Below are 19,864 nucleotides of genomic sequence, written 5' to 3'. Positions count from 1 at the left end.
CGCCCAGCCCAAACAAACCCGCACCCGACCGACGGCCAGGCTTCTAGGGGCGCGAGGAACTGCGCGACCAGCCCCCACGGCCCGCAGACAAACGCCGGGCTCAAAAAGGGGCGCGGGGAACTGCGCGACCAGCCCAAACGAACCCGCACCCGACCGACAGCCGGGCTTTTAGGGGCGCGGGGAACTGCGCGACAAGTCCCCACCGGCCCGCAGACAAACGCCGGGCTCAAAAACGGGCGCGGGGAACTGCGCGACCAGCCCCCACCCACCCGCAGACAAACCCCGGGCTCAAAAAGGGGCGCGGGGAACTGCGCGACCGGCCCCCACCGACCCGCAGCCGGACAAGCCGGGGCCCCGGGGAGCGGCGCCCCAGGGCCGGGCGGCTCAGGCCTTCCGGGCCCGGGACACCGCCTTCTTGGCCGGGGCCGCCGCCTTCTTCGGCGAGGCCGCCGCCTTCTTCGCCGGCGCCCGCTTCGCCCCCCTCCGCACCGGCGCAGCCGGCTCCGCGTCGCTGATCCGGTCCGCCCCCAGAATGTCCCGCAGGAACTTCCCCGTGTGGCTCGCGGCCACGGACGCGACCTGCTCCGGCGTGCCCTCGGCGATCACCAGGCCACCCCCGCTGCCGCCCTCGGGACCCATGTCCACGACCCAGTCCGCCGTCTTGATCACATCGAGGTTGTGCTCGATGACGATCACCGAGTTCCCCTTGTCGACCAGCCCCGACAAGACCTTGATCAGCTTCGAGATGTCCTCGAAGTGGAGCCCGGTCGTCGGCTCGTCCAGGACGTACACCGTCCGCCCCGTCGACCGCTTCTGCAGCTCCGACGCCAGCTTCACGCGCTGCGCCTCACCACCCGACAGCGTCGGCGCCGACTGGCCGAGCCGGACGTACCCCAGCCCCACCTCGTTCAGCGTCCGCAGGTGACGGGCGATCGTCGGCACCGCCTCGAAGAACTCCAGCGCCTCCTCGATCGGCATGTCGAGGACCTCGGCGATGGACTTGCCCTTGTAGTGGACCTCCAGCGTCTCCCGGTTGTAGCGCGCCCCGTGGCAGACCTCGCACGGCACGTACACGTCCGGCAGGAAGTTCATCTCGATCTTGATCGTGCCGTCGCCCGAGCAGTTCTCGCAGCGGCCGCCCTTGACGTTGAAGGAGAACCGGCCCGGGAGGTAACCCCGCACCTTCGCCTCCATCGTCTCCGCGAACAGCTTGCGCACGTTGTCGAAGACGCCCGTGTAGGTCGCCGGGTTCGACCTCGGTGTACGGCCGATCGGCGACTGGTCGACGTGGACGACCTTGTCGACCAGGTCGTCGCCCTCCACGCGCGTGTGCCGCCCGGGAACCGCCCGCGCGCCGTTCAGCTCGCGCGCCAGGTGGGTGTAGAGGATGTCGTTGACCAGGGTCGACTTTCCGGAGCCGGAGACACCGGTGACCGCCGTCAGCACGCCGAGCGGGAACGAGACGTCGATGTCCTGGAGGTTGTTCTCCTTGGCGCCGTGCACGGTGAGCTTGCGCGAGGGGTCCGCGGGGCGCCGTACGTCCGGCAGCGGGATGGACCGCTTGCCCGCCAGGTACTGACCCGTCATCGACTCCTTGTTGGCCAGCAGCTGCTTCAACGGGCCGCTGTGGACGACCTTGCCGCCGTGCTCACCGGCGCCCGGGCCGATGTCGACGACCCAGTCGGCCACCTTGATGGTGTCCTCGTCGTGTTCCACCACGATGAGCGTGTTGCCCATGTCCCGGAGGCGGACCAGGGTTTCGATCAGACGGTGGTTGTCACGCTGGTGCAGACCGATCGACGGCTCGTCCAGCACGTACAACACGCCGACCAGGCCCGAGCCGATCTGGGTGGCGAGGCGGATGCGCTGGGCCTCACCGCCGGACAGGGTCCCGGCGGCGCGGTTCAGCGAGAGGTAGTCGAGGCCGACGTCGACGAGGAAGCGCAGCCGCTCGTTGACCTCCTTCAGGACGCGCTCGGCGATCTTCTTGTCGCGCGCGTTGAGCTTGAGCTCGCCCAGGAAGTCGGCGCAGTCGCTGATCGACATCGCGGAGACCTCGGCGATGGAGCGCTCCATCACGGTGACCGCGAGGACCAGCGGCTTCAGTCGCGAGCCCTCACAGGTCGGACAGGGGACCTCGCGCATATAGCCCTCGAAACGCTCGCGCGCCCCGTCGGACTCCGCCTCCGAGTGGCGCCGCTTGACGAACGGCACCGCGCCCTCGAAGGCCGTCGTGTACGCGCGCTCCCTTCCGTACCGGTTGCGGTAGCGGACCTCGATCTGCGTCTTGTGGCCGTACAGCAGGGCCTTCCTGGCGCGCTGCGGCAGCCCCGCCCAGGGGATGTCCGTACGGAAGCCGAGCTCGTCGGCGAGCGCGCCGACCAGGCGCGCGAAGTAGTCCTTGGTGTGGCCGAGCGACCACGGGGAGACCGCGCCCTCGTCGAGGGACTTGTCCTCGTCCGGGATGATCAGCTCGGGGTCGACCTCCATGCGCGTACCGATGCCGGTGCAGTCGGGGCAGGCACCGAAGGGCGAGTTGAAGGAGAAGGAGCGCGGCTCCAGCTCCTCGAAGGACAGGTCGTCGTACGGGCAGTACAGATGCTCCGAGTACATCCGCTCGCGCTCGGGGTCGTCGGCGGCCAGGTCGACGAAGTCGAGCACCACCATGCCGCCGGACAGGCCGAGCGCGGTCTCCACCGAGTCGGTGAGGCGGCGCTTGGCGGAGTCCTTCACGGTGAGGCGGTCGATGACCACCTCGATGGTGTGCTTCTCCTGCTTCTTGAGCTTGGGCGGCTCGGAGAGCTGGATCGTCTCGCCGTCCACGCGCGCGCGGCTGTAGCCCTTGGTCTGGAGGTCGGCGAAGAGGTCGACGAACTCGCCCTTGCGCTCGCGCACCAGCGGCGAGAGCACCTGGAAGCGGCTGCCCTCGGGCAGTTCGAGGACCTTGTCGACGATGGCCTGGGGCGACTGGCGGGTGATCGGCCGGCGGCACTCGGGGCAGTGCGGCTTGCCGATGCGCGCGAAGAGCAGGCGCAGGTAGTCGTAGACCTCGGTGATGGTGCCGACCGTCGAGCGCGGGTTGCGCGAGGTCGACTTCTGGTCGATGGAGACCGCGGGCGACAGACCTTCGATGAAGTCGACGTCCGGCTTGTCCATCTGGCCGAGGAACTGGCGGGCGTACGAGGAGAGCGACTCGACGTAGCGGCGCTGCCCCTCGGCGAAGATCGTGTCGAACGCGAGGGACGACTTGCCCGACCCCGAGAGCCCGGTGAAGACGATGAGGGAGTCGCGCGGGAGGTCGAGCGAGACGTTCTTGAGATTGTGCTCGCGCGCGCCACGGACGATGAGACGGTCGGCCACGCCGGTCCGCACCTTTCTTGAAGAGAAGCAGGGGGCGGAACCCCCGTCTCAGACTAAGGGGGGGTCGCCAGGGCGATGGATTGCTTTACAGCCAAGGATGCCTGATGCCACTGACGAGCCTATAGCACGCGCATTCGATTTACGGACTCGTCCAAGCGGCTTCACCCGAATGAGTGGCGGAGCTATCGTCGGCCGCATGATTGATCATGCGCACGACCTGGCATCTGTACGGGAAGCCACCGACCGGCTGCTCACCGCAGCCGCCGAACTGGACAACGCGGCGGTCGTCGAGCCGTCACGGCTGCCGGGCTGGAGCCGCGGGCACGTCCTCGCCCATGTCGCCCGCAACGCGGACGCGCTCGTCAACGTGCTCGCCGGCCGCCCCATGTACGAGAGCGGCGAGGCCCGGGACGCCGACATCGCGCGCGACGCCGCGCGCCCGCTCGACGTCCACCTCGCCGACCTGCGCGAGAGCGCGGCCCGCTTCCAGGAGGAGGGCGCCCGGCCCGCCGACTGGGACCGTACGGTCGAGCTCCGCAACGGCGTCCTCGACCAGGCCGCCCGCATCCCCTTCCGCCGGCTGATCGAGGTCGAGCTGCACCACGTCGACCTGGGCGTCGGCTACGAGCTGGAGGACCTGCCGGACGAGTTCGTCCGGCGCGAGATCCAGTTCCTGGCCGACCGCTTCTCGGGGAACACCTCGGTCCCGCCGGTCACCCTCACCGGCAACAACGGCCACACCCTGCGCACCGGCGGCGCGGAGGGCACCCCGGTGACCGTCAGCGGCCCCGCGTGGGACCTGCTGGGCTGGCTCGCGGGCCGCAGGAACGGCGCGGCCCTGGAGGTCTCGGGCGGCCCGCTGCCCACCCTGCCGGCCCTCTGAGCCCCCGTGCCAGGGCCTGCCGACCCGGACAGGCCCGCGCTCACCAGCATCGAAAGGGCCACCCGCGCCGAGGGCGGCCAGATCCACCGGGCAGGCTCTAGGCTGATCCCATGACGTACAGCGGAGCGGTGAAGGTCGGCGGTCCGGCGGATGTGCACGAGCTGCCGGACCTGATGATCTCCAAGGTCGCGGTCGGCCCGATGGACAACAACGCGTATCTGCTGCGCTGCCGCGCCACCGGCGAGCAGCTCCTGATCGACGCGGCGGCCGAGCCCTCGACCCTCCTGACGCTGATCGGTGACGACGGCATCAAGTCCGTCGTCACCACCCACCGCCACGGAGACCACTGGCAGGCGCTCGCCGAGGTCGTCGCCGCCACCGGCGCGACGACCTACGCGGGCCGCCACGACGCCGAGGGCATCCCCGTGCCGACCGACGTCCCCGTCGAAGACGGGGACACGATCTACGTCGGCCGGGTCGAGCTGACCGCCCGCCACCTGGTCGGCCACACCCCGGGCTCGATCGCGCTGGTCTACGACGACCCGCACGGCCACCCGCACCTGTTCACCGGCGACTGCCTCTTCCCGGGCGGGGTCGGCAACACCCACAAGGACCCGAAGGCCTTCGCCAGTCTCATCCACGACGTGGAGACCAAGCTCTTCGCGGTCCTGCCGGACGAGACGTGGGTGTACCCGGGCCACGGCAACGACACCACGCTCGGCGAGGAGCGGCCCAAGCTGCCGGAGTGGCACGCACGCGGCTGGTAGCCCGACCGGGGCGAGCGGCTCGTTCACGGCACGGACGCGCTTTCGCACGCCCCTCGTAACTCGTCGTACGGCGGAGACGGCGCCCGCCCAGCCGCCGAAGCGGACACCGGGCGGACACCAGTCAGGCGCCGGGCGCTACCGCTCGTCCGACTCCGCCACATCGCAGTCCGTGAAGGCGGGCGGTCGCGTCGACAGCGCCGCGAGCCGCTGGGCGAGCTCGGTCGTCTCCGGCGCGTCGCTGTTGGCCATCGCGTCCTCGTACGAGTCGAACTCGACCACGGCCAGATAGCGATGGGGGTTGGACCTGTCGCGCAGCAGGGTGCGGTGCGCCGGGCCGAGCTTGCGGCCCTCCGTCCGAGCCTTCTCCTCGTACTGGCGGATGAGCTCGCGCATCTCGTCCGCACGCTCGGTCTCGAAGTCGATGATCTGCGCGAACTTCATGGGGTCCTCCTGGTCCGCGGCGCCCCCGCGGGCCGGGAGCTCTCCCGTCCAAGCAAGCACCGGCCGACCGGCACGGCAACTCCGCGCCCGGCCGGCCGGTGCGCGCGCCGGTGCGGATGCACCGCGCGCCCCCGGGGCGTCAGACCCCGACACTCTTCTTCTCGGCCTCCTCGGCCGCCGTCTGCTTCCTGGTGGCCATGAGGCTGGTGACCGTGGTGACGACCAGGACGCCGCAGATGACGGCGAGCGAGACGGGGATGGAGATCTCGGGGACGTTCACCCCGTTCTCGTGCAGGGCGTGCAGCACCAGCTTCACGCCGATGAAGCCGAGGATCACCGAGAGCCCGTAGCTGAGGTGGACCAGCTTCTTGAGCAGTCCGCCGATGAGGAAGTACAGCTGGCGCAGGCCCATCAGCGCGAAGGCGTTGGCGGTGAAGACGATGTACGGGTCCTGGGTCAGGCCGAAGATAGCGGGGATCGAGTCCATCGCGAACAGCACGTCGGTCATGCCGATGGCGAGCATCACGACGAGCAGCGGCGTCATGATCTTCTTGCCGTGCTCCTGGATGAAGAGCTTGGTGCCGTGGTACCGGTCGGCGACGCCGAACTTCCGCTCGATGGACTTGAGCAGCCGGTTCTCCTCGAACTCCTCGTCCTCGTCGTCGGAGCGCGCCTCCTGGATGAGCTTCCAGGCCGTGTAGATCAGGAAGGCGCCGAAGAGGTAGAAGACCCAGGAGAAGCTGGCGATGATGGCGGCGCCGGCCGCGATGAAGATCGCCCGCAGTACCAGCGCTATGAGCACGCCGAAGAGCAGCACGCGCTGCTGGAGGTGGGTCGGCACCGAGAACTTCGCCATGATCAGGATGAAGACGAAGAGGTTGTCGACGGAGAGCGACTTCTCCGTGATGAAGCCCGCGAAGAACTCGCCGGATGCCTGGCTGTTGCCGAAGACCAGCAGGCCGATACCGAAGAGCGCGGCGAGCACGATCCAGACGACCGTCCAGATTCCGGCTTCCTTGATCGACACGTCATGGGGCTTGCGCCCGATGAAGAAGTCGACGGCGATGAGGGCGCACAGACCGAGAATGGTCAGCACCCAGAGGGTCAACGAAACGTCCACAGTGCCTCCGGCTTCGTACCGCTACAGATCAGCGTTGTCGCTGCCGGAGGTCTCCTCCACCCGGGCACGTCCCGTGCCGTGGGCCGGCGCCCCGGAACCGGTCATTTCGGTCCGTACTGACGGGAACGCCGCAGTCGGGAGTACTCCCCTCCGCACCAAGAACCCTACCTCAATCACCAAGAGAAGGTAAAGGGAAGGGTAAAGAAGCACCAAGGGGGCCTCGGTCGTCCGGCCGACGTCAGCGCGGCGAGGCCGCGCTCGCCGCCGCGACCTGGGCCGGTCCCGCCGACGTCAGCGCGGCCAGGCACCCCTCGCCTCCGCGACCTGGTCCAGCACCTGCCCCAGGATCGCGCTGCCGGGCGGCACCAGCGGCGGCTCGTACGTCCAGGCGTGCCCCACCCACGGATCCGCCAGGTGGTCGTCCGGGACCGGCGTGAGCCGCAGCAGCGAGCGCCACAGCGGCTGCAGCACCGGCCCGTACGCACTGGCGTCCTCGCGGTCCGCGACCATCAGCAGATGGACGCCGACCGACGGGCCCTCGTCCGCGAGATAGCGCAGCTGGTTGACCGCGCGATCGTCGAAACCGTGCGGGAAGTCGTTGACGATGAGGAGCTGCTCGGCGGTGTCCATGCCGGGCGGCAGCGCGTCCGCCCCGGCGCCGCCCCGCGTGGCCATCTGGAGCAGGTCGACGCGCTCGGTGAGCCGGGAGAGCACGGCCGCCACGCCGGCCGCACCGGCCGCGGGCGGCTCATCGAGCGCCCCCGACCGCGTCAGGGGCGCGAACGCCCCGGCCGCCGCCCCCGCCGGGTCGACGACGTGCACCGCGAACTCGTGCGCCGGATACACCGCGAGCATCCGCGCCGCCAGCGCCACCGCCGTCTCCACGGCGAGCCGTTTGACCTGCTCGGCGTCCATGAAGGCGGCGGCCTCGGAGCCCGAGCGCCCGGAGTCGATCCACAGCCCGCGCTCCAGCGGCAGCCGCACCAGCATCGGAATCCGCAGCTCCGGCCGCTCCGGCAGCCGCAGATCCCCGACGCGCAGGGCCATCGGGATCTCCATCGGCACCCGATAGGCGTGCCAGACGGGGTTGTCCCAGCGGGCGTAGGCGGGCGGCAGGGCGGGCTCGACGACCTCCGACTCGGCGGTCAGCTGCGCGAGATCGCGGTCGAAGGCCTCGCGCGCGCGGTCGACCAGCTGCTCGCGGCGGGCCGAGGCCTCCTCGCGGGCCCGGTCGCCGGTGGAGCCGACCCGGCTGCGCGGATCCGCGAGGGCCCGGTCGAGCTCCTGCTCCATCCGCGAGTCCGCGAAGTCGACGGCGCTGCGGTACGCGGCGGTGGTGCGGGCCAGGTCCTCGAACATGCCCCACACCTGGTTGTAGAGCCGCTCCTCCATGGACCAGCCGGTGGCGTCGCCCGCCACGGGCGACGGGGGCTCGCCGGGGGCGGCGGGCGGCGCCGTGGGAGGGGGCGGCGGGGGCGCGGTGGTCTTGCGGCGCGGGTGTGCGTAGTCGATGGGCCCGCCGTCGGTCAGAGGCTGCTGGGCGGCTCCGGGCGGGGGCGCGGCGCCCGTCGGACCGCCGTCGCTCCCGGCCGCGCCGGGCGCGCCGGTCCTCACCCGAGCCTCGCCGGACGTACGGGGCGGGGGCGCCGCGACCGAGCGGGAGACGCCGAGGGCGACCGCGTCCAGGATGACGGCGGCGAGCTCCCGGGCCTGCGGAAGGCCCTGGTCGACGAGCATGTCGGCGAGGCCGCCCGCGTACCCCTGGCCGATCGCCCGGACCTTCCAGGCGCCGCCTCGCAGATAGAGCTCCAGGGCGACGACCGCCGACTCCTCGTCCAGACCGGTGATCGTGTAGCTGACGACCCCGGTGCCGTCCAGGCCGGTGACGGCCACGAAGGGCGCGGCGACGGCGGCGAACCGGCTCGGGCCCGCCGCCCCGGGCGGCAGCGCGAGCAGCACGCTCACCCGGTGCACGCCCGGCGGGAGGGCCTCCAGGTCCACGGCGAGGCGGTGGTCGGCGGCGGCCTGCCGGGAGACCTCCAGGCCCGGCAGCGTGGGCGTGCCGGGATGGGCCACCCACTCCGTCCCGCGCACCGTGCCGCTCTCGTCGCCCAGGGTGGCGCCGGCGACGATCGGTGTCCCGGCCGACACCCGGATCTCCAGTCGGGTCTGGGGCAGGGGGTGGTTCTGTCCCCGTACCAGCTCGGCCGTCATCGCTCTGTCCCCTCGTCGAGTTGCCGGTGGTGCACGGTGGTGCGGGGCAGCTCCCGGCGGCCTTGCCTCCGGGAGCTGCGGTTACGGCCGTGGTGGCCGGTGGTGCCTGCGTACGGCCGCGGTTACAGGTGCGGCAGGATCGCCGGCATCAGGTCCTGGAAGGTGCGGCCGTTGGACGGGTTGCCGATGGCGGTCATCTGCCAGCCCGTGCCCGCGCGGTGCACCTTGGCCATGATCTGCGCCGTGTACTGACCGCCGCCGTCCAGCGTGTAGCGCGCCAGCTCCTGGCCGTTGGTCTCGTCGACGATGCGGCAGAACGCGTTCTGCACTTCCTGGAACGTCTGGCCGGTGAACGAGTTCACCGTGAAGACGATCTGGTCGATGTGGACCGGGACGCGCTGGAGGTCGACGAGGATCGACTCGTCGTCGCCGCCCTGGCCGGCGCCGCCCACCAGGTTGTCGCCGGTGTGCCGGACCGAGCCGTCGTCACTGACGAGGTGGCGGAAGAACACCACGTCCACCGGCTGCTTGTCGGCGAAGAGCACCGCCGAGGCGTCCAGGTCGATCTCCCGGGTGCGCGAGCCGAACAGGCCGCGGCGCGGGGCCGCCTGCCAGCCGAGCCCCATCCGCACCGCGGTCAGGGTGCCGCCACCCTGCTTCTCCAGGCTGATGGCCTGCCCCTTGGTCATATTGACCGTCACGCGCTGTCCCCTCTCCGCATTTTTACGTTCTCGCCCGACCCTACGCAGTGGCGCGATGTGCGCCACCGCCCAGGGCGGATTTGTGTCGGTCTTGCAACACAGCACGTGCCGCGCCGTCAACACAGCACTGCCGGGCCGTCAGGCCTGGCCCGCCTCCCTCATCTGCCGCAACTCCTTCTTCAGCTCACCGACTTCGTCCCGCAGCCTGGCGGCGATCTCGAACTGCAGCTCGGCGGCCGCGGCCCGCATCCGGTCGGTCATCTCCTCGATCTGCTCGGCGAGTTCGGCGGCTGGGCGGTCGGTGAGGACCTCACCGCCCTTGCCCGCCTTGGCCTTCGACTTCGCCGCCTTGGCGCCGAGCGCGGGGACCGGCGCCTTGGCGCCCTTGCCGTCCTTGGACTTGCGGTAGCCGGAGCCGAGCAGCTGCTCGGTGTCGACCTCCTCGCGCGCGATGGTCGCGACGATGTCGTTGATCTTCTTCCGCAGCGGCTGCGGGTCGATCCCGTGCTCCTTGTTGTACGCGACCTGCTTCTCCCGGCGACGGTTGGTCTCCTCGATGGCCTTCTCCATCGCCGGGGTGATCTTGTCGGCGTACATGTGCACCTCGCCGGAGACGTTGCGCGCCGCGCGGCCGATGGTCTGGATCAGCGAGGTGCCCGAGCGGAGGAAGCCCTCCTTGTCGGCGTCGAGGATCGCGACCAGCGACACCTCGGGCAGGTCCAGGCCCTCCCGGAGCAGGTTGATGCCGACCAGTACGTCGAACTCGCCCGCCCGCAGCTCGCGCAGCAGCTCGACGCGGCGCAGCGTGTCGACGTCGCTGTGCAGGTACCGCACCTGGATGCCCATCTCCAGGAAGTAGTCGGTCAGGTCCTCGGCCATCTTCTTGGTGAGGGTGGTGACCAGGACGCGCTCGTCCTTCTCGGTGCGCTTGCGGATCTCGTGCACCAGGTCGTCGATCTGACCCTCGGTGGGCTTGACCACGACCTGCGGGTCGACGAGGCCGGTGGGGCGGATGATCTGCTCCACGAAGCCGTCGCCGCGCGACAGCTCGTACTTGCCGGGGGTCGCCGAGAGGTAGACGGTCTGGCCGATGCGGCCCAGGAACTCCTCCCACTTCAGCGGTCGGTTGTCCATCGCGGAGGGCAGCCGGAAGCCGTGGTCGACCAGGGTGCGCTTGCGGGAGGCGTCGCCCTCGTACATCGCGCCGATCTGCGGGACGGTCACGTGCGACTCGTCGAGGACGAGCAGGAAGTCTTCCGGGAAGTAGTCGAGCAGGGTGTTGGGGGCGGTGCCGGGGGCGCGGTCGTCGAAGTGCATCGAATAGTTCTCGACGCCCGAGCAGCTGCCGATCTGGCGCAGCATCTCGATGTCGTACGTGGTGCGCATCCGCAGCCGCTGGGCCTCCAGCAGCTTGCCCTGCTTCTCCAGCTCGGCCAGGCGCTGCTCCAGCTCCTGCTCGATGCCGGTGATGGCCTTTTCCATGCGCTCCGGGCCTGCCACGTAGTGGCTGGCGGGGAAGACGTAGAGCTCCTGGTCCTCGCTGATGACCTCGCCGGTGAGCGGGTGGAGCGTGGAGAGCGCCTCGATCTCGTCGCCGAACATCTCGATCCGGACGGCCAGCTCCTCGTAGACCGGGAAGATCTCGATGGTGTCGCCGCGCACCCGGAACGTGCCGCGCGCGAAGGCGACGTCGTTGCGCGTGTACTGGATGTCGACGAAGCGGCGCAGCAGCTGGTCGCGGTCGATCTCCTCACCGACCTTCAGCGGCACCATCCGGTCCACGTACTCCTGCGGTGTGCCCAGGCCGTAGATGCACGAGACGGAGGCCACGACGATCACGTCGCGGCGGGTCAGCAGCGAGTTCGTCGCCGAGTGGCGCAGCCGCTCGACCTCCTCGTTGATCGAGGAGTCCTTCTCGATGTACGTGTCCGACTGCGGGACGTACGCCTCCGGCTGGTAGTAGTCGTAGTACGACACGAAGTACTCGACGGCGTTGTTGGGCAGGAGCTCGCGGAACTCGTTCGCCAGCTGGGCCGCCAGCGTCTTGTTCGGCGCCATGACGAGCGTGGGGCGCTGGAGCTTCTCGATCATCCAGGCCGTCGTCGCCGACTTTCCGGTGCCGGTCGCGCCCAGCAGGACGACATCCTTCTCACCTGCGCGGATGCGCCGTTCCAGCTCGGCGATGGCCGCCGGCTGGTCGCCGCTGGGCTGGTAGGGGCTGACGACCTCGAAAGGCGCCACCGTACGTTCGATCTTGGAAACGGGCCGCATGGAACCACCGTACGACCCCCCACTGACAGTCGGGCGCGATCGGCCCGGGGGCGGGGCTCGCGCCAGCCCCGGATCACCAGTCGTGCGGCGACGAGGAGCCCTCTCCCGGCCGGTGCGGGGTCGCCCAGTCGGTCCGCTCGGGGAACGACGGGAGGTGGCGGGGAACGGGCGCCGGGCGGGGCGGCCGCTTCTCCCACTCCGGCTTGCCCATCACCACGAGCGGGTCGAACATCACGACGACGCCCGCGAGCACCAGGAACGCGACCGGGCCGATGAGCATCGGCGCGAGCACGGTGGCGGAGGAGTCCCCGGCGGCGGTGCCCGCGCCCTCGTGCAGATGGACGCTGAGCGCGGCCATGCCCGTGTAGTGCATGCCGCTCACCGCGAGGCCCATGACGACGCTGGCGCCGAGGCTGGCGAGGAAACCGTTGACCGAGACGGCCGCCCAGAGGGCGGCGGTGGCGGCGACGACCGCGATCACCACGGAGAGGCTGACGGTGAGGGTGTTGTACGCGAACTCACCGTGCAGGCGAATTCCGGCCATCCCGAGGTAGTGCATCGACGCCACGCCGAGCCCGGTGATGGTCCCGCCGGTGACCAGGGCCATGGGTGTGGCACCCCGGTAGCCGACGATGAAGATGCCGATGCCGACCATGACGACGGCCAGGCCCAGGCTGGCGAACGTGATCGTCCGGTCGTAGCTCAGCACCTCCTGGCGGACCGTGAAGCCCATCATCGCGATGAAGTGCATGGTCCATATCCCGGAGCCTATGGAAGTGGCGCCGAGCGCCAGCCAGAGCGCTCTGAAGGGCCGGTCGGCCCGCAGGGACCTGGCCGTGCAGCGCAGCCCGAGCGCGCCGCCCAGACAGGCCATGAGGAACGCCACGACTGGCGTGACGAGGCCGTAGGTGAAGCCGTCGACCGTCCCGTGCATATCCGTGCCCTTCACCCCGTACCGACTACCGACTGAAGAGGCCGACTGCTGTCGCGGAGGCCCTGGTTCGGGGCGACATTAAGGCTCGCCGAGCGACAGGCAAACATTTTCACGCCATTTTGTCGACACCCCGGATCCGGGGGGTCCGTTTCGGGCGGTTCCGTGAGCGTGGCCGCGCCCGTCCGATGGGCGGCGACCGGCACTCCGGTGACCGGACGGACCGGGGCCCGGAGCCGGGCCGGAGGGCGTTGTCAGTGCCGGGTCGTACGGTGGCGACATGGACAGCGATGAGCAGTTCGAGCGGGCCCCGCGGGGGCCGGAGCGGGTGGTGTGGGCGGTCGTCGGCAGCGACATCGGCCCTCTGCTGCTGGCCGCGACCGACCAGGGGCTGGTGAACGTGGTCTTCCACGCTCGGGAGGCGGTCCGGGACAAGGCGCTGCGCGGCCTGGCGGCCCGGCTGGGGGCCGAGCCCGCGCCCGCCGGCCCCGGCGGGACGGGCCCGCTGGCCGAGCCCATACGCCAGCTGGAGGCGTACTTCGCGGGTGACCTGCGCGCCTTCGAGCTGCCGCTGGACTGGTCGCTCTCCTCGGGCTTCAACCGCCAGGTGCTCCACGAGCTGGAGGCGACCGTTCCGTACGGAACGGTGGTGGGGTACGGCGACCTCGCCGACCGGGTCGGCCAGCCCCGGGCGGCGCAGGCGGTGGGCGCCGCGATGGGGTCCAACCCGCTGCCGGTCGTGGTGCCCTGCCACCGCGTGGTGGAGAGCGACGGCGGGCTCGGCGGGTTCGGCGGCGGCCTGGAGACCAAGCGGCGGCTGCTCGCCCTGGAAGGGGTGCTGCCGCAGCCGCTGTTCTGAGCACTCCGGGCCGGGCCGTATGCCACGAGGCGCTAGAGGCTGATGTGGTACGCCTTGCGCAGGGTCTCGTGCACGGTCCACGTCGTACGGTCGCCCTCGCGCAGCACGCACGCGTCGCCGGGGCCGATCTCCAGCGTGTCGCCGCCCGCCACCTCGACGGTCGCCCGCCCACTGACCACCACGAAGAGCTCATTGGCCTCGGTGTCGGTCACCACGCCGGGAGTGATCTGCCAGATGCCGCGCAGCTGCTTGCCGTCGGGCGACTCCCAGAGGACCTTGCCGGTGACCTCGGGGGTGCCCGAGACGATCTGGTCGGGGTCCAGCGGCTCGGGCTCCAGCTCGGCGTCCGGGATGTGGACAACGAAGGAGGCCGGTGCGGCCTCGACAACGGAAGGGTTCTCGATGTGATCACTGGTCGTCATGGCGCGCCAATCTAGCCATGTCCCGCGACGTCCTCGACACCGCCTCTGGCCGGGACCGCCGAGCGGGAGCAGACTCCTGGTGAGTGGGTCGCGGGGGCGGGCCCCGTAGGCCTCGCGGCCGCCGCCTCCGCGCGCCTCGCACAGGTGATCGCCGACGGGACGTTTACGCGGTGCGCGGGCGCGCCAGGGATGGTGCATGTCCTACGACGACGTACTCAAGGTGTCCGAAGAGGTGCGGGAAGCCCTGGCCGAGGGGCGTCCCGTGGTCGCTCTGGAGTCCACGATCATCGCGCACGGACTGCCGCGCCCGCGCAATCTGCGGGTGGCGACGGAGCTGGAGGAACTGGTACGGGCCCAGGGCGCCGTCCCCGCCACGATCGCGGTGCTGGACGGGCGTCCCCATGTCGGCCTGGACAAGGACCAGTTGGAGCGGGTCGCGGGCGGCGGTCTGCGCAAGCTCGGCCACCGCGATCTGCCGATGGCGCTGGCCTTGGGCGCGAGCGGCGCCACCACCGTCTCCGCGACCGCGTACCTGGCCCACTGGGCGGACATCCGTGTCTTCGCCACCGGCGGGCTCGGCGGTGTCCACCGCGGCTGGACGGAGACCCAGGACGAGTCGGCGGACCTGCAACTCCTCGCCCGTACGCCGGTCGCGGTGGTGTGCGCGGGGGTCAAGTCGATCCTCGATGTACCGGCGACGCTGCAGCGGCTGGAGACGCTGGGCATCGGGGTGATCGGCTACGGAACGGACCGCTTCCCCGGGTTCTATCTGGCCGATTCCGGCGAGCCGGTCGACTGGACGGTGCGGACCCCGCAGGAGGCCGCCGACGTACTGCGGTCCCATGACGCGATCGGCCCCGACTCGGCGCTGATCGTGGCCAACCCGGTGCCGGAGGCCGAACAGCTCGATCCGGAGCTGCACGACCGGGTGCTGGCCGAGGCTCTGGACGCGTGCCGGAAGCAGGGCATCACGGGCCAGGCCGTCACCCCGTTCCTGCTCGACCACCTGGTGCGGCACACCGGCGGGGCGTCCCTGGAGGCGAACGTGGCGGCGGTGCGGGGCAACGTACGGCTGGCGGCGGCGATCGCGGCGGCGCTGTGAGGGATGGGGTTGAGGGGGCGGGGGCGGTCGCCGAGACGGATGGGCGGGCTGGGGCAGATCGGGCCGCCGGGGGCAGGTCGGACGCGGCCGCCGGGCGGGGTGGAGCCGCCGAAAGGGAGCCGGGTCCGGCCGACGGCACCCCAGGTCCGGGGAGCCGCGCGCCCCGTGGCCTCCTGGTCGTCGGGGACGTGGTGACCGACGTGGTCGCCCGGCATCACGGGCCGCTGGCCGCCGCCACGGACACGGCGGCGGAGATTCGTACGGTACCGGGCGGCGCGGGGGCCAACGCGGCCTGCTGGGCCGCGCGTTCGGGATGCGCGGACGTGCGCGTCCTGGGCCGGGTCGGCAGCGACGCGCTGGCCTGGCACGATCGTCGGCTGCGGCGCGCGGGCGTACGGCCGCTGCTGGTCCCGGACCCGGAGGCGCCCACCGCCACCGTCGTCTCGCTGGTCGACACCGCGACCGCCGAGCGCACCTTCCTCACCGACAGCGGCGCCGTGCTGCGCATATCCCCCGTCGACTGGGACCCCGCGTTCCTGGACGGCATCGGCCGGCTGCACCTCTCCGGCTATCTGTTCTTCGCCGAGGTGAGCCGCGAACTGGCCCTCACCGCCTGCCGTTCGGCGCTGGACGCCGGGGTTCCGGTGAGCCTGGACCCGGCGTCGGCGGGATTCCTGGCCGAGCTCGGCGTCGGGCGCTTCCTGGCGGCGGCCGAGGGCGTGGAGGTGCTGCTTCCCAACGCCGACGAGGCACGGTTACTCACCGGGCTTGCCGAACCTGCCGGGGCGGCAGTGGAGTTGAGCCGCAGGTTCCCGCTGGTCGCGGTCACGCTCGGGGCGGCCGGGGCGCTGGTGGCGGTGGCCGGTGAGGTCGTCGCCCGGGTGGCCGCCCCACCGCCCGGCGCGGCCGCCGTCGACTCGACGGGCGCGGGCGACGCCTTCACCGGCGGCTTCCTCGCCGCCCTCCTCGCGGGCGCGGACCCGGCCGAGGCGGCGGCGGCAGGCTGCCGGGCGGGCACGGAGGCGGTGACGGTGGTGGGCGGACGGCCGCCCGTACCACCGGATTGATGCGCTGAGCGGGCGCGTGAAAGTCCCGCGCGCCGCCCCGCCGCACAGGCGCGGCGCCCGAAAGGGACGTGGCGCTGTGACATGTGCGGCTCCGCCGCGTGGGCTCGACCAGCCACACAGCACCCGTGGCTGAACCACCGCGCTTCCAGCCGAGTGCTCAGCGGACCGTGCCGCTCCACGCCGGATGCCTCGGGTCGTCGGCGCGCACAACGACGTCGGCGGCCTCGGCGGGCCGCACCTCCTCCTCGTACCGCTCGAACGCGGAGAGCGTCCACCGGGCGCCCTCCTCCGTACGCCGCCGCAGCGCACCCGGCGAGAGGCGGACGTGAACGGTGAGGTCGAAGGGAAACCAGCGCCCCAGGAGCAACGGCCCGTGCACCAACAGCACTCCTCCCTTCGGGAGGAGTCGGTACTCGCTCCGCGTCGCCCGGTCCGTCACCGGGTCCCAGAGGTCGGGCAGCACGCGGCCGCTGCCGTCGGCCTCCAGCGGGTCGAACACCTCGCGCCACAACGCGGCGGTGTCGAACCAGCCGTCGAAGTACGTGTCCGGGTCCTCGCGGCCGTACTCGAAGCGCAGCGAGGCGGGACGCAGGAAGCCCTCCGTGGACAGGACGAGCACCGAACGCCCCCGTACGCGCAGCGCCTCCGCGAGCGACTGCGCCAGCTCACCGGGCCGGGCCGCGGGTGCTCCGTCGACGCCGACGCGCAGCCAGGGGCCGCCGCCCTCGGACTGCGCGTCCACGGCCCGTTCCGCCAGGGCCTCGGTCAGCCGTTCCCACGTGATCGCTTCGAGTCGCACGGCTCCATGATGCGGGGTGCTCCAGCCGATACGACGGCGGGCCCGGGCGGGACGCGACCGCCCGCGCCTCAAGTGGCGGGCAGGTGCACGCGGCGGCGTGCCAGGGCGGACGCGACCGCCGCGCCTCAGGTATCGGGCAGGCGCACGCGGCGGCGCACCCTGCGGACACGCCGCGGCAGGCCGTCACTCGCCCCGCAGCGCCGCCGCGACCGGACCCTCGCCCGTCACCTCGATCCGCCCGTCCTTGACGCCCTCCTCGATGGTCAGCGTGCCCTCCGCGAGTGCGCGGCAGGTGTCGGCGTCCAGGACGAGCCGGGCGTCGGCGTCCGGCGCGGGCCCATCCCCGTACACCGCGACGCCGTCGCCCGTGACTCCCTCCCCGCCGGTGCGGACGTGGAACTCACCCTCGTCCAGGCGTACGTCGAGGACCGCCGGGGCGTGCGGAAGGCGGCGCAGCACTGGAATCAGCGGGATGGCGAACCAGTGCGCGCGCACGGCGTCGGTGGGCCGCCGCTCGGCGAGCTCCGGCGCGCCCCACGCTGCGAGGGCGGTCAGCACGGGCAGCAACTGGCGTCCGCGCGCGCTCAGTTCGTACACCGTCGCGGCCGCCGGCGGGGGCAGCTTGCGGCGGGTGGCCAGCTCCTCGCGCTCCATGTCCTTGAGCCGGGAGGCGAGCACGTCCGTGGAGACACCCGGCAGATCTGCGTGCAGATCTGTATAACGACGCGGTCCCGCGAGGAGTTCCCGGACGATCAGCAGCGTCCACCGGTCCCCGACGACATCGAGGGCGCGGGCAGCGGCGCAGTACTGGTCGTAACTTCGACGGCGTGGCTGACGTGGCATACGACGCAGTCTAGACAAGTTGTTGGACTTTCCAAGCTCATACTTGGTAAAACCAAGTGGAGCAGCACGGGCGAGTCGCGCCACGAGTCACGCCAGAGAGATCTGGGCACCGCGGGAGGGCCACGGCATGGAGTTCCGGCAGTCGAGCAAGCTGAGCGAGGTCTGTTACGAGATCCGCGGCCCGGTGATCGAGCACGCCAACGCGCTGGAGGAGGCGGGCCACAGCGTGCTGCGCCTCAACACCGGCAACCCGGCGCTCTTCGGCTTCGAGGCGCCGGAGGAGATCATCCAGGACATGATCCGGATGCTTCCGCAGGCCCACGGCTACACGGACTCGCGCGGCATCCTCTCGGCCCGCCGCGCCGTCGCCCAGCGCTACCAGGCGATGGGTCTGCCGGACGTCTCCGTGGACGACGTCTTCCTCGGCAACGGCGTCTCCGAGCTGGTCTCCATGGCCGTACAGGCGTTGCTCGAAGACGGCGACGAAGTCCTCATCCCCGCACCGGACTTCCCCCTGTGGACGGCCGTCACCACGCTCGCAGGCGGTAAGGCCGTGCATTACATCTGCGACGAGTCGGCCGACTGGTACCCCGACCTCGACGACATGGCGTCGAAGATCACCGACCGCACCAAGGCCGTCGTCATCATCAACCCCAACAACCCCACGGGCGCGGTGTATCCGAAGGAGGTCATCGAGGGCATCCTCGACCTGGCCCGCCGCCACCAGCTGATGGTGTTCGCGGACGAGATCTACGACCAGATCGTCTACGACGACGCCGTCGCCCACAGCGCCGCCGCGCTCGCGCCCGACCTGGTCGTGCTCACCTTCAGCGGGCTGTCCAAGACGTACCGGGTGGCGGGGTTCCGCTCCGGCTGGCTGGTCGTCAGCGGCCCCCAGCAGCACGCCAGGAACTACCTGGAGGGGCTGACCATGCTCGCCTCCATGCGGCTGTGCCCCAACGCGCCCGCCCAGTACGCCATCCAGGCCGCGCTCGGCGGACGCCAGTCCATCAAGGAGCTGACCGCGCCGGGCGGGCGGCTGTACGAGCAGCGCAACCGGGCCTGGGAGAAGCTCAACGAGATCCCCGGCGTGTCCTGCGTGAAGCCGAAGGGCGCGCTCTACGCGTTCCCCCGGATCGACCCCAAGGTTCACCCGATCGAAGACGACGAGAAGTTCGTCCTTGACCTGCTGCTGCGGGAGAAGATCCAGGTGGTGCAGGGTACGGGCTTCAACTGGCCGCGCCCGGACCACTTCCGCATCCTGACGCTGCCGCACGCGGACGACCTGGACGCGGCCATCAGCCGCATCGGGCGTTTTCTGAGCGGGTACCGGCAGTAGGAGACCTCGCACCGGGCCGGGGCGGGGCAGGGCAGGGCAGGGCAGGGGGGCTGCGGGAGAGGGAGGCGACCCATTCTCGTCATAGAACCCAGACGACGGCACCGCTGCGCCGACTGCGACCAGGGCCCGCTCCCCCGGCTCGTCCTGGACACCGGCGCCCCGCGCTGCCTGGACTGCGCCGACCTCGGGCACCTCGTGTTCCTGCCGCGCGGCGACACCGCCCTGACGCGCCGCGCCCGCGAGGAGAGCACGCTGTCGGCCGTCGTCATCCGCTTCAACCGCCGTCGGCGCCGGTACGAACGCCAGGGCGTGCTCGTCGAGGAGGCGGCGCTCACCGTCGCCGAGGAGCGCTGCCTGGCCGACGCGAAGGCCCGCGCGCGCCGCCGCGCCCGCGACGCGCTCCGGCGGGCCGCCGAGGACGTCCGTTTCACCGCGGCCCTGGAGGCCGAGATCCTGCGCCTCTTCCCCGGCTGCCCGCCCGAACGGGCCCACGACGTCGCCGTCCACACCTCGGTGCGCGGCAGCGGACGCGTGGGCCGCAGCGCGGCGGGCCGCGCCCTGGACGAGGCCGCGGTGACGGCCGCGGTCCGCGCGTCCGTACGCCACCTGGACACGCCCTACGACGAGCTCCTCATGGCCAGGGTGCCGCGCAACCGGGCCCGGGCGCGGGTGGCGGCACGGATCGAGGCGGTCCTGGCGGCGTGGGCCGCGGGGCGGGAACGGTGACCCCGGCACGCCGACGGTG

The 19,864-nt window shown here is 71.5% G+C and carries 17 protein-coding genes; 7 read left to right on the top strand and 10 right to left on the bottom strand.

The window, feature by feature from the left end:
- Positions 1-384 precede the first annotated feature (384 nt).
- A complete protein-coding gene (gene uvrA, locus AB0G17_RS20645; RefSeq protein WP_361384462.1) occupies positions 385-3,360 on the bottom strand; it encodes an excinuclease ABC subunit UvrA in 2,976 nt (991 codons plus the stop codon).
- Between the two features lie 196 nt (positions 3,361-3,556).
- Here uvrA and AB0G17_RS20640 point away from each other — a divergent pair, with 196 nt between their 5' ends.
- Together AB0G17_RS20640 and AB0G17_RS20635 are read left to right on the top strand one after the other, a co-directional pair.
- Positions 3,557-4,243: a maleylpyruvate isomerase family mycothiol-dependent enzyme gene (locus tag AB0G17_RS20640; RefSeq protein WP_361384459.1), complete on the top strand. Its 687-nt coding sequence runs from the start codon at positions 3,557-3,559 to the stop codon at positions 4,241-4,243.
- A 110-nt stretch (positions 4,244-4,353) separates the two neighbouring features.
- Complete coding sequence (locus tag AB0G17_RS20635) at positions 4,354-5,010, top strand: MBL fold metallo-hydrolase (protein ID WP_361384456.1); 657 nt, start codon at positions 4,354-4,356, stop codon at positions 5,008-5,010.
- Between the two features lie 135 nt (positions 5,011-5,145).
- On the opposite strand, the gene AB0G17_RS20630 is transcribed toward AB0G17_RS20635, so the two are convergent.
- The 6 genes from AB0G17_RS20630 to AB0G17_RS20605 all read right to left on the bottom strand — a co-directional run bounded on the left by AB0G17_RS20630 (position 5,146) and on the right by AB0G17_RS20605 (position 12,691).
- Positions 5,146-5,451, bottom strand: a complete 306-nt coding sequence (locus tag AB0G17_RS20630; RefSeq protein ID WP_361384453.1) for a hypothetical protein — start codon at positions 5,449-5,451, stop codon at positions 5,146-5,148.
- 139 nt (positions 5,452-5,590) lie between these two features.
- Positions 5,591-6,571 (bottom strand): TerC family protein, encoded by a 981-nt coding sequence (locus AB0G17_RS20625; protein WP_361384450.1) that lies wholly within the window; start codon positions 6,569-6,571, stop codon positions 5,591-5,593.
- A gap of 291 nt (positions 6,572-6,862) precedes the next feature.
- Positions 6,863-8,785: a TerD family protein gene (locus AB0G17_RS20620; protein WP_361384447.1), complete on the bottom strand. Its 1,923-nt coding sequence runs from the start codon at positions 8,783-8,785 to the stop codon at positions 6,863-6,865.
- A gap of 122 nt (positions 8,786-8,907) precedes the next feature.
- Entirely contained in the window at positions 8,908-9,486 is a 579-nt protein-coding gene (locus AB0G17_RS20615; protein ID WP_361384444.1) for a TerD family protein, read from the bottom strand.
- Between the two features lie 138 nt (positions 9,487-9,624).
- Complete coding sequence (gene uvrB / locus AB0G17_RS20610; protein ID WP_361384441.1) at positions 9,625-11,757, bottom strand: excinuclease ABC subunit UvrB; 2,133 nt, start codon at positions 11,755-11,757, stop codon at positions 9,625-9,627.
- A gap of 73 nt (positions 11,758-11,830) precedes the next feature.
- On the bottom strand, positions 11,831-12,691 hold the full coding sequence (locus tag AB0G17_RS20605; RefSeq protein WP_361384438.1) for an MHYT domain-containing protein: 861 nt from the start codon (positions 12,689-12,691) through the stop codon (positions 11,831-11,833).
- Positions 12,692-12,968: 277 nt separating this feature from the next.
- On the opposite strand from AB0G17_RS20605, the gene AB0G17_RS20600 reads away from it, so the two are divergent.
- Positions 12,969-13,547 (top strand): methylated-DNA--[protein]-cysteine S-methyltransferase, encoded by a 579-nt coding sequence (locus AB0G17_RS20600; protein WP_361384435.1) that lies wholly within the window; start codon positions 12,969-12,971, stop codon positions 13,545-13,547.
- Positions 13,548-13,579: 32 nt separating this feature from the next.
- Here AB0G17_RS20600 and AB0G17_RS20595 read toward each other — a convergent pair whose 3' ends face one another.
- Positions 13,580-13,969, bottom strand: coding sequence for a cupin domain-containing protein (locus AB0G17_RS20595; RefSeq protein ID WP_361384432.1), 390 nt, complete (start codon positions 13,967-13,969; stop codon positions 13,580-13,582).
- Between the two features lie 196 nt (positions 13,970-14,165).
- Between AB0G17_RS20595 and AB0G17_RS20590 the strand changes: the two genes are divergently transcribed.
- Both AB0G17_RS20590 and AB0G17_RS20585 read left to right on the top strand, forming a co-directional pair.
- Positions 14,166-15,071, top strand: coding sequence for a pseudouridine-5'-phosphate glycosidase (locus tag AB0G17_RS20590; protein ID WP_361384429.1), 906 nt, complete (start codon positions 14,166-14,168; stop codon positions 15,069-15,071).
- 173 nt (positions 15,072-15,244) lie between these two features.
- The gene (locus AB0G17_RS20585; protein WP_361384687.1) at positions 15,245-16,138 is read left to right on the top strand and encodes a PfkB family carbohydrate kinase; all 894 of its coding nucleotides are present in this window, start codon (positions 15,245-15,247) and stop codon (positions 16,136-16,138) included.
- Between the two features lie 157 nt (positions 16,139-16,295).
- Here the strand turns inward: AB0G17_RS20585 and AB0G17_RS20580 are convergent, their stop codons facing one another.
- Both AB0G17_RS20580 and AB0G17_RS20575 read right to left on the bottom strand, forming a co-directional pair.
- A complete protein-coding gene (locus AB0G17_RS20580) occupies positions 16,296-16,937 on the bottom strand; it encodes a uridine kinase (protein WP_361384426.1) in 642 nt (213 codons plus the stop codon).
- 183 nt (positions 16,938-17,120) lie between these two features.
- Positions 17,121-17,780: a helix-turn-helix domain-containing protein gene (locus tag AB0G17_RS20575; RefSeq protein ID WP_361384423.1), complete on the bottom strand. Its 660-nt coding sequence runs from the start codon at positions 17,778-17,780 to the stop codon at positions 17,121-17,123.
- A 127-nt stretch (positions 17,781-17,907) separates the two neighbouring features.
- Here AB0G17_RS20575 and AB0G17_RS20570 point away from each other — a divergent pair, with 127 nt between their 5' ends.
- Both AB0G17_RS20570 and AB0G17_RS20565 read left to right on the top strand, forming a co-directional pair.
- Positions 17,908-19,119, top strand: coding sequence for a pyridoxal phosphate-dependent aminotransferase (locus AB0G17_RS20570; protein WP_361384420.1), 1,212 nt, complete (start codon positions 17,908-17,910; stop codon positions 19,117-19,119).
- A 72-nt stretch (positions 19,120-19,191) separates the two neighbouring features.
- Positions 19,192-19,845: a DUF2293 domain-containing protein gene (locus tag AB0G17_RS20565; protein ID WP_361384684.1), complete on the top strand. Its 654-nt coding sequence runs from the start codon at positions 19,192-19,194 to the stop codon at positions 19,843-19,845.
- The last annotated feature ends 19 nt before the right edge of the window (positions 19,846-19,864 follow it).

Source organism: Streptomyces sp. NPDC023838 (genome assembly GCF_040639555.1).
Classification (GTDB): Bacteria; Actinomycetota; Actinomycetes; order Streptomycetales; family Streptomycetaceae; genus Streptomyces.
This window is presented reverse-complemented; position numbering and strand designations above follow the sequence as displayed.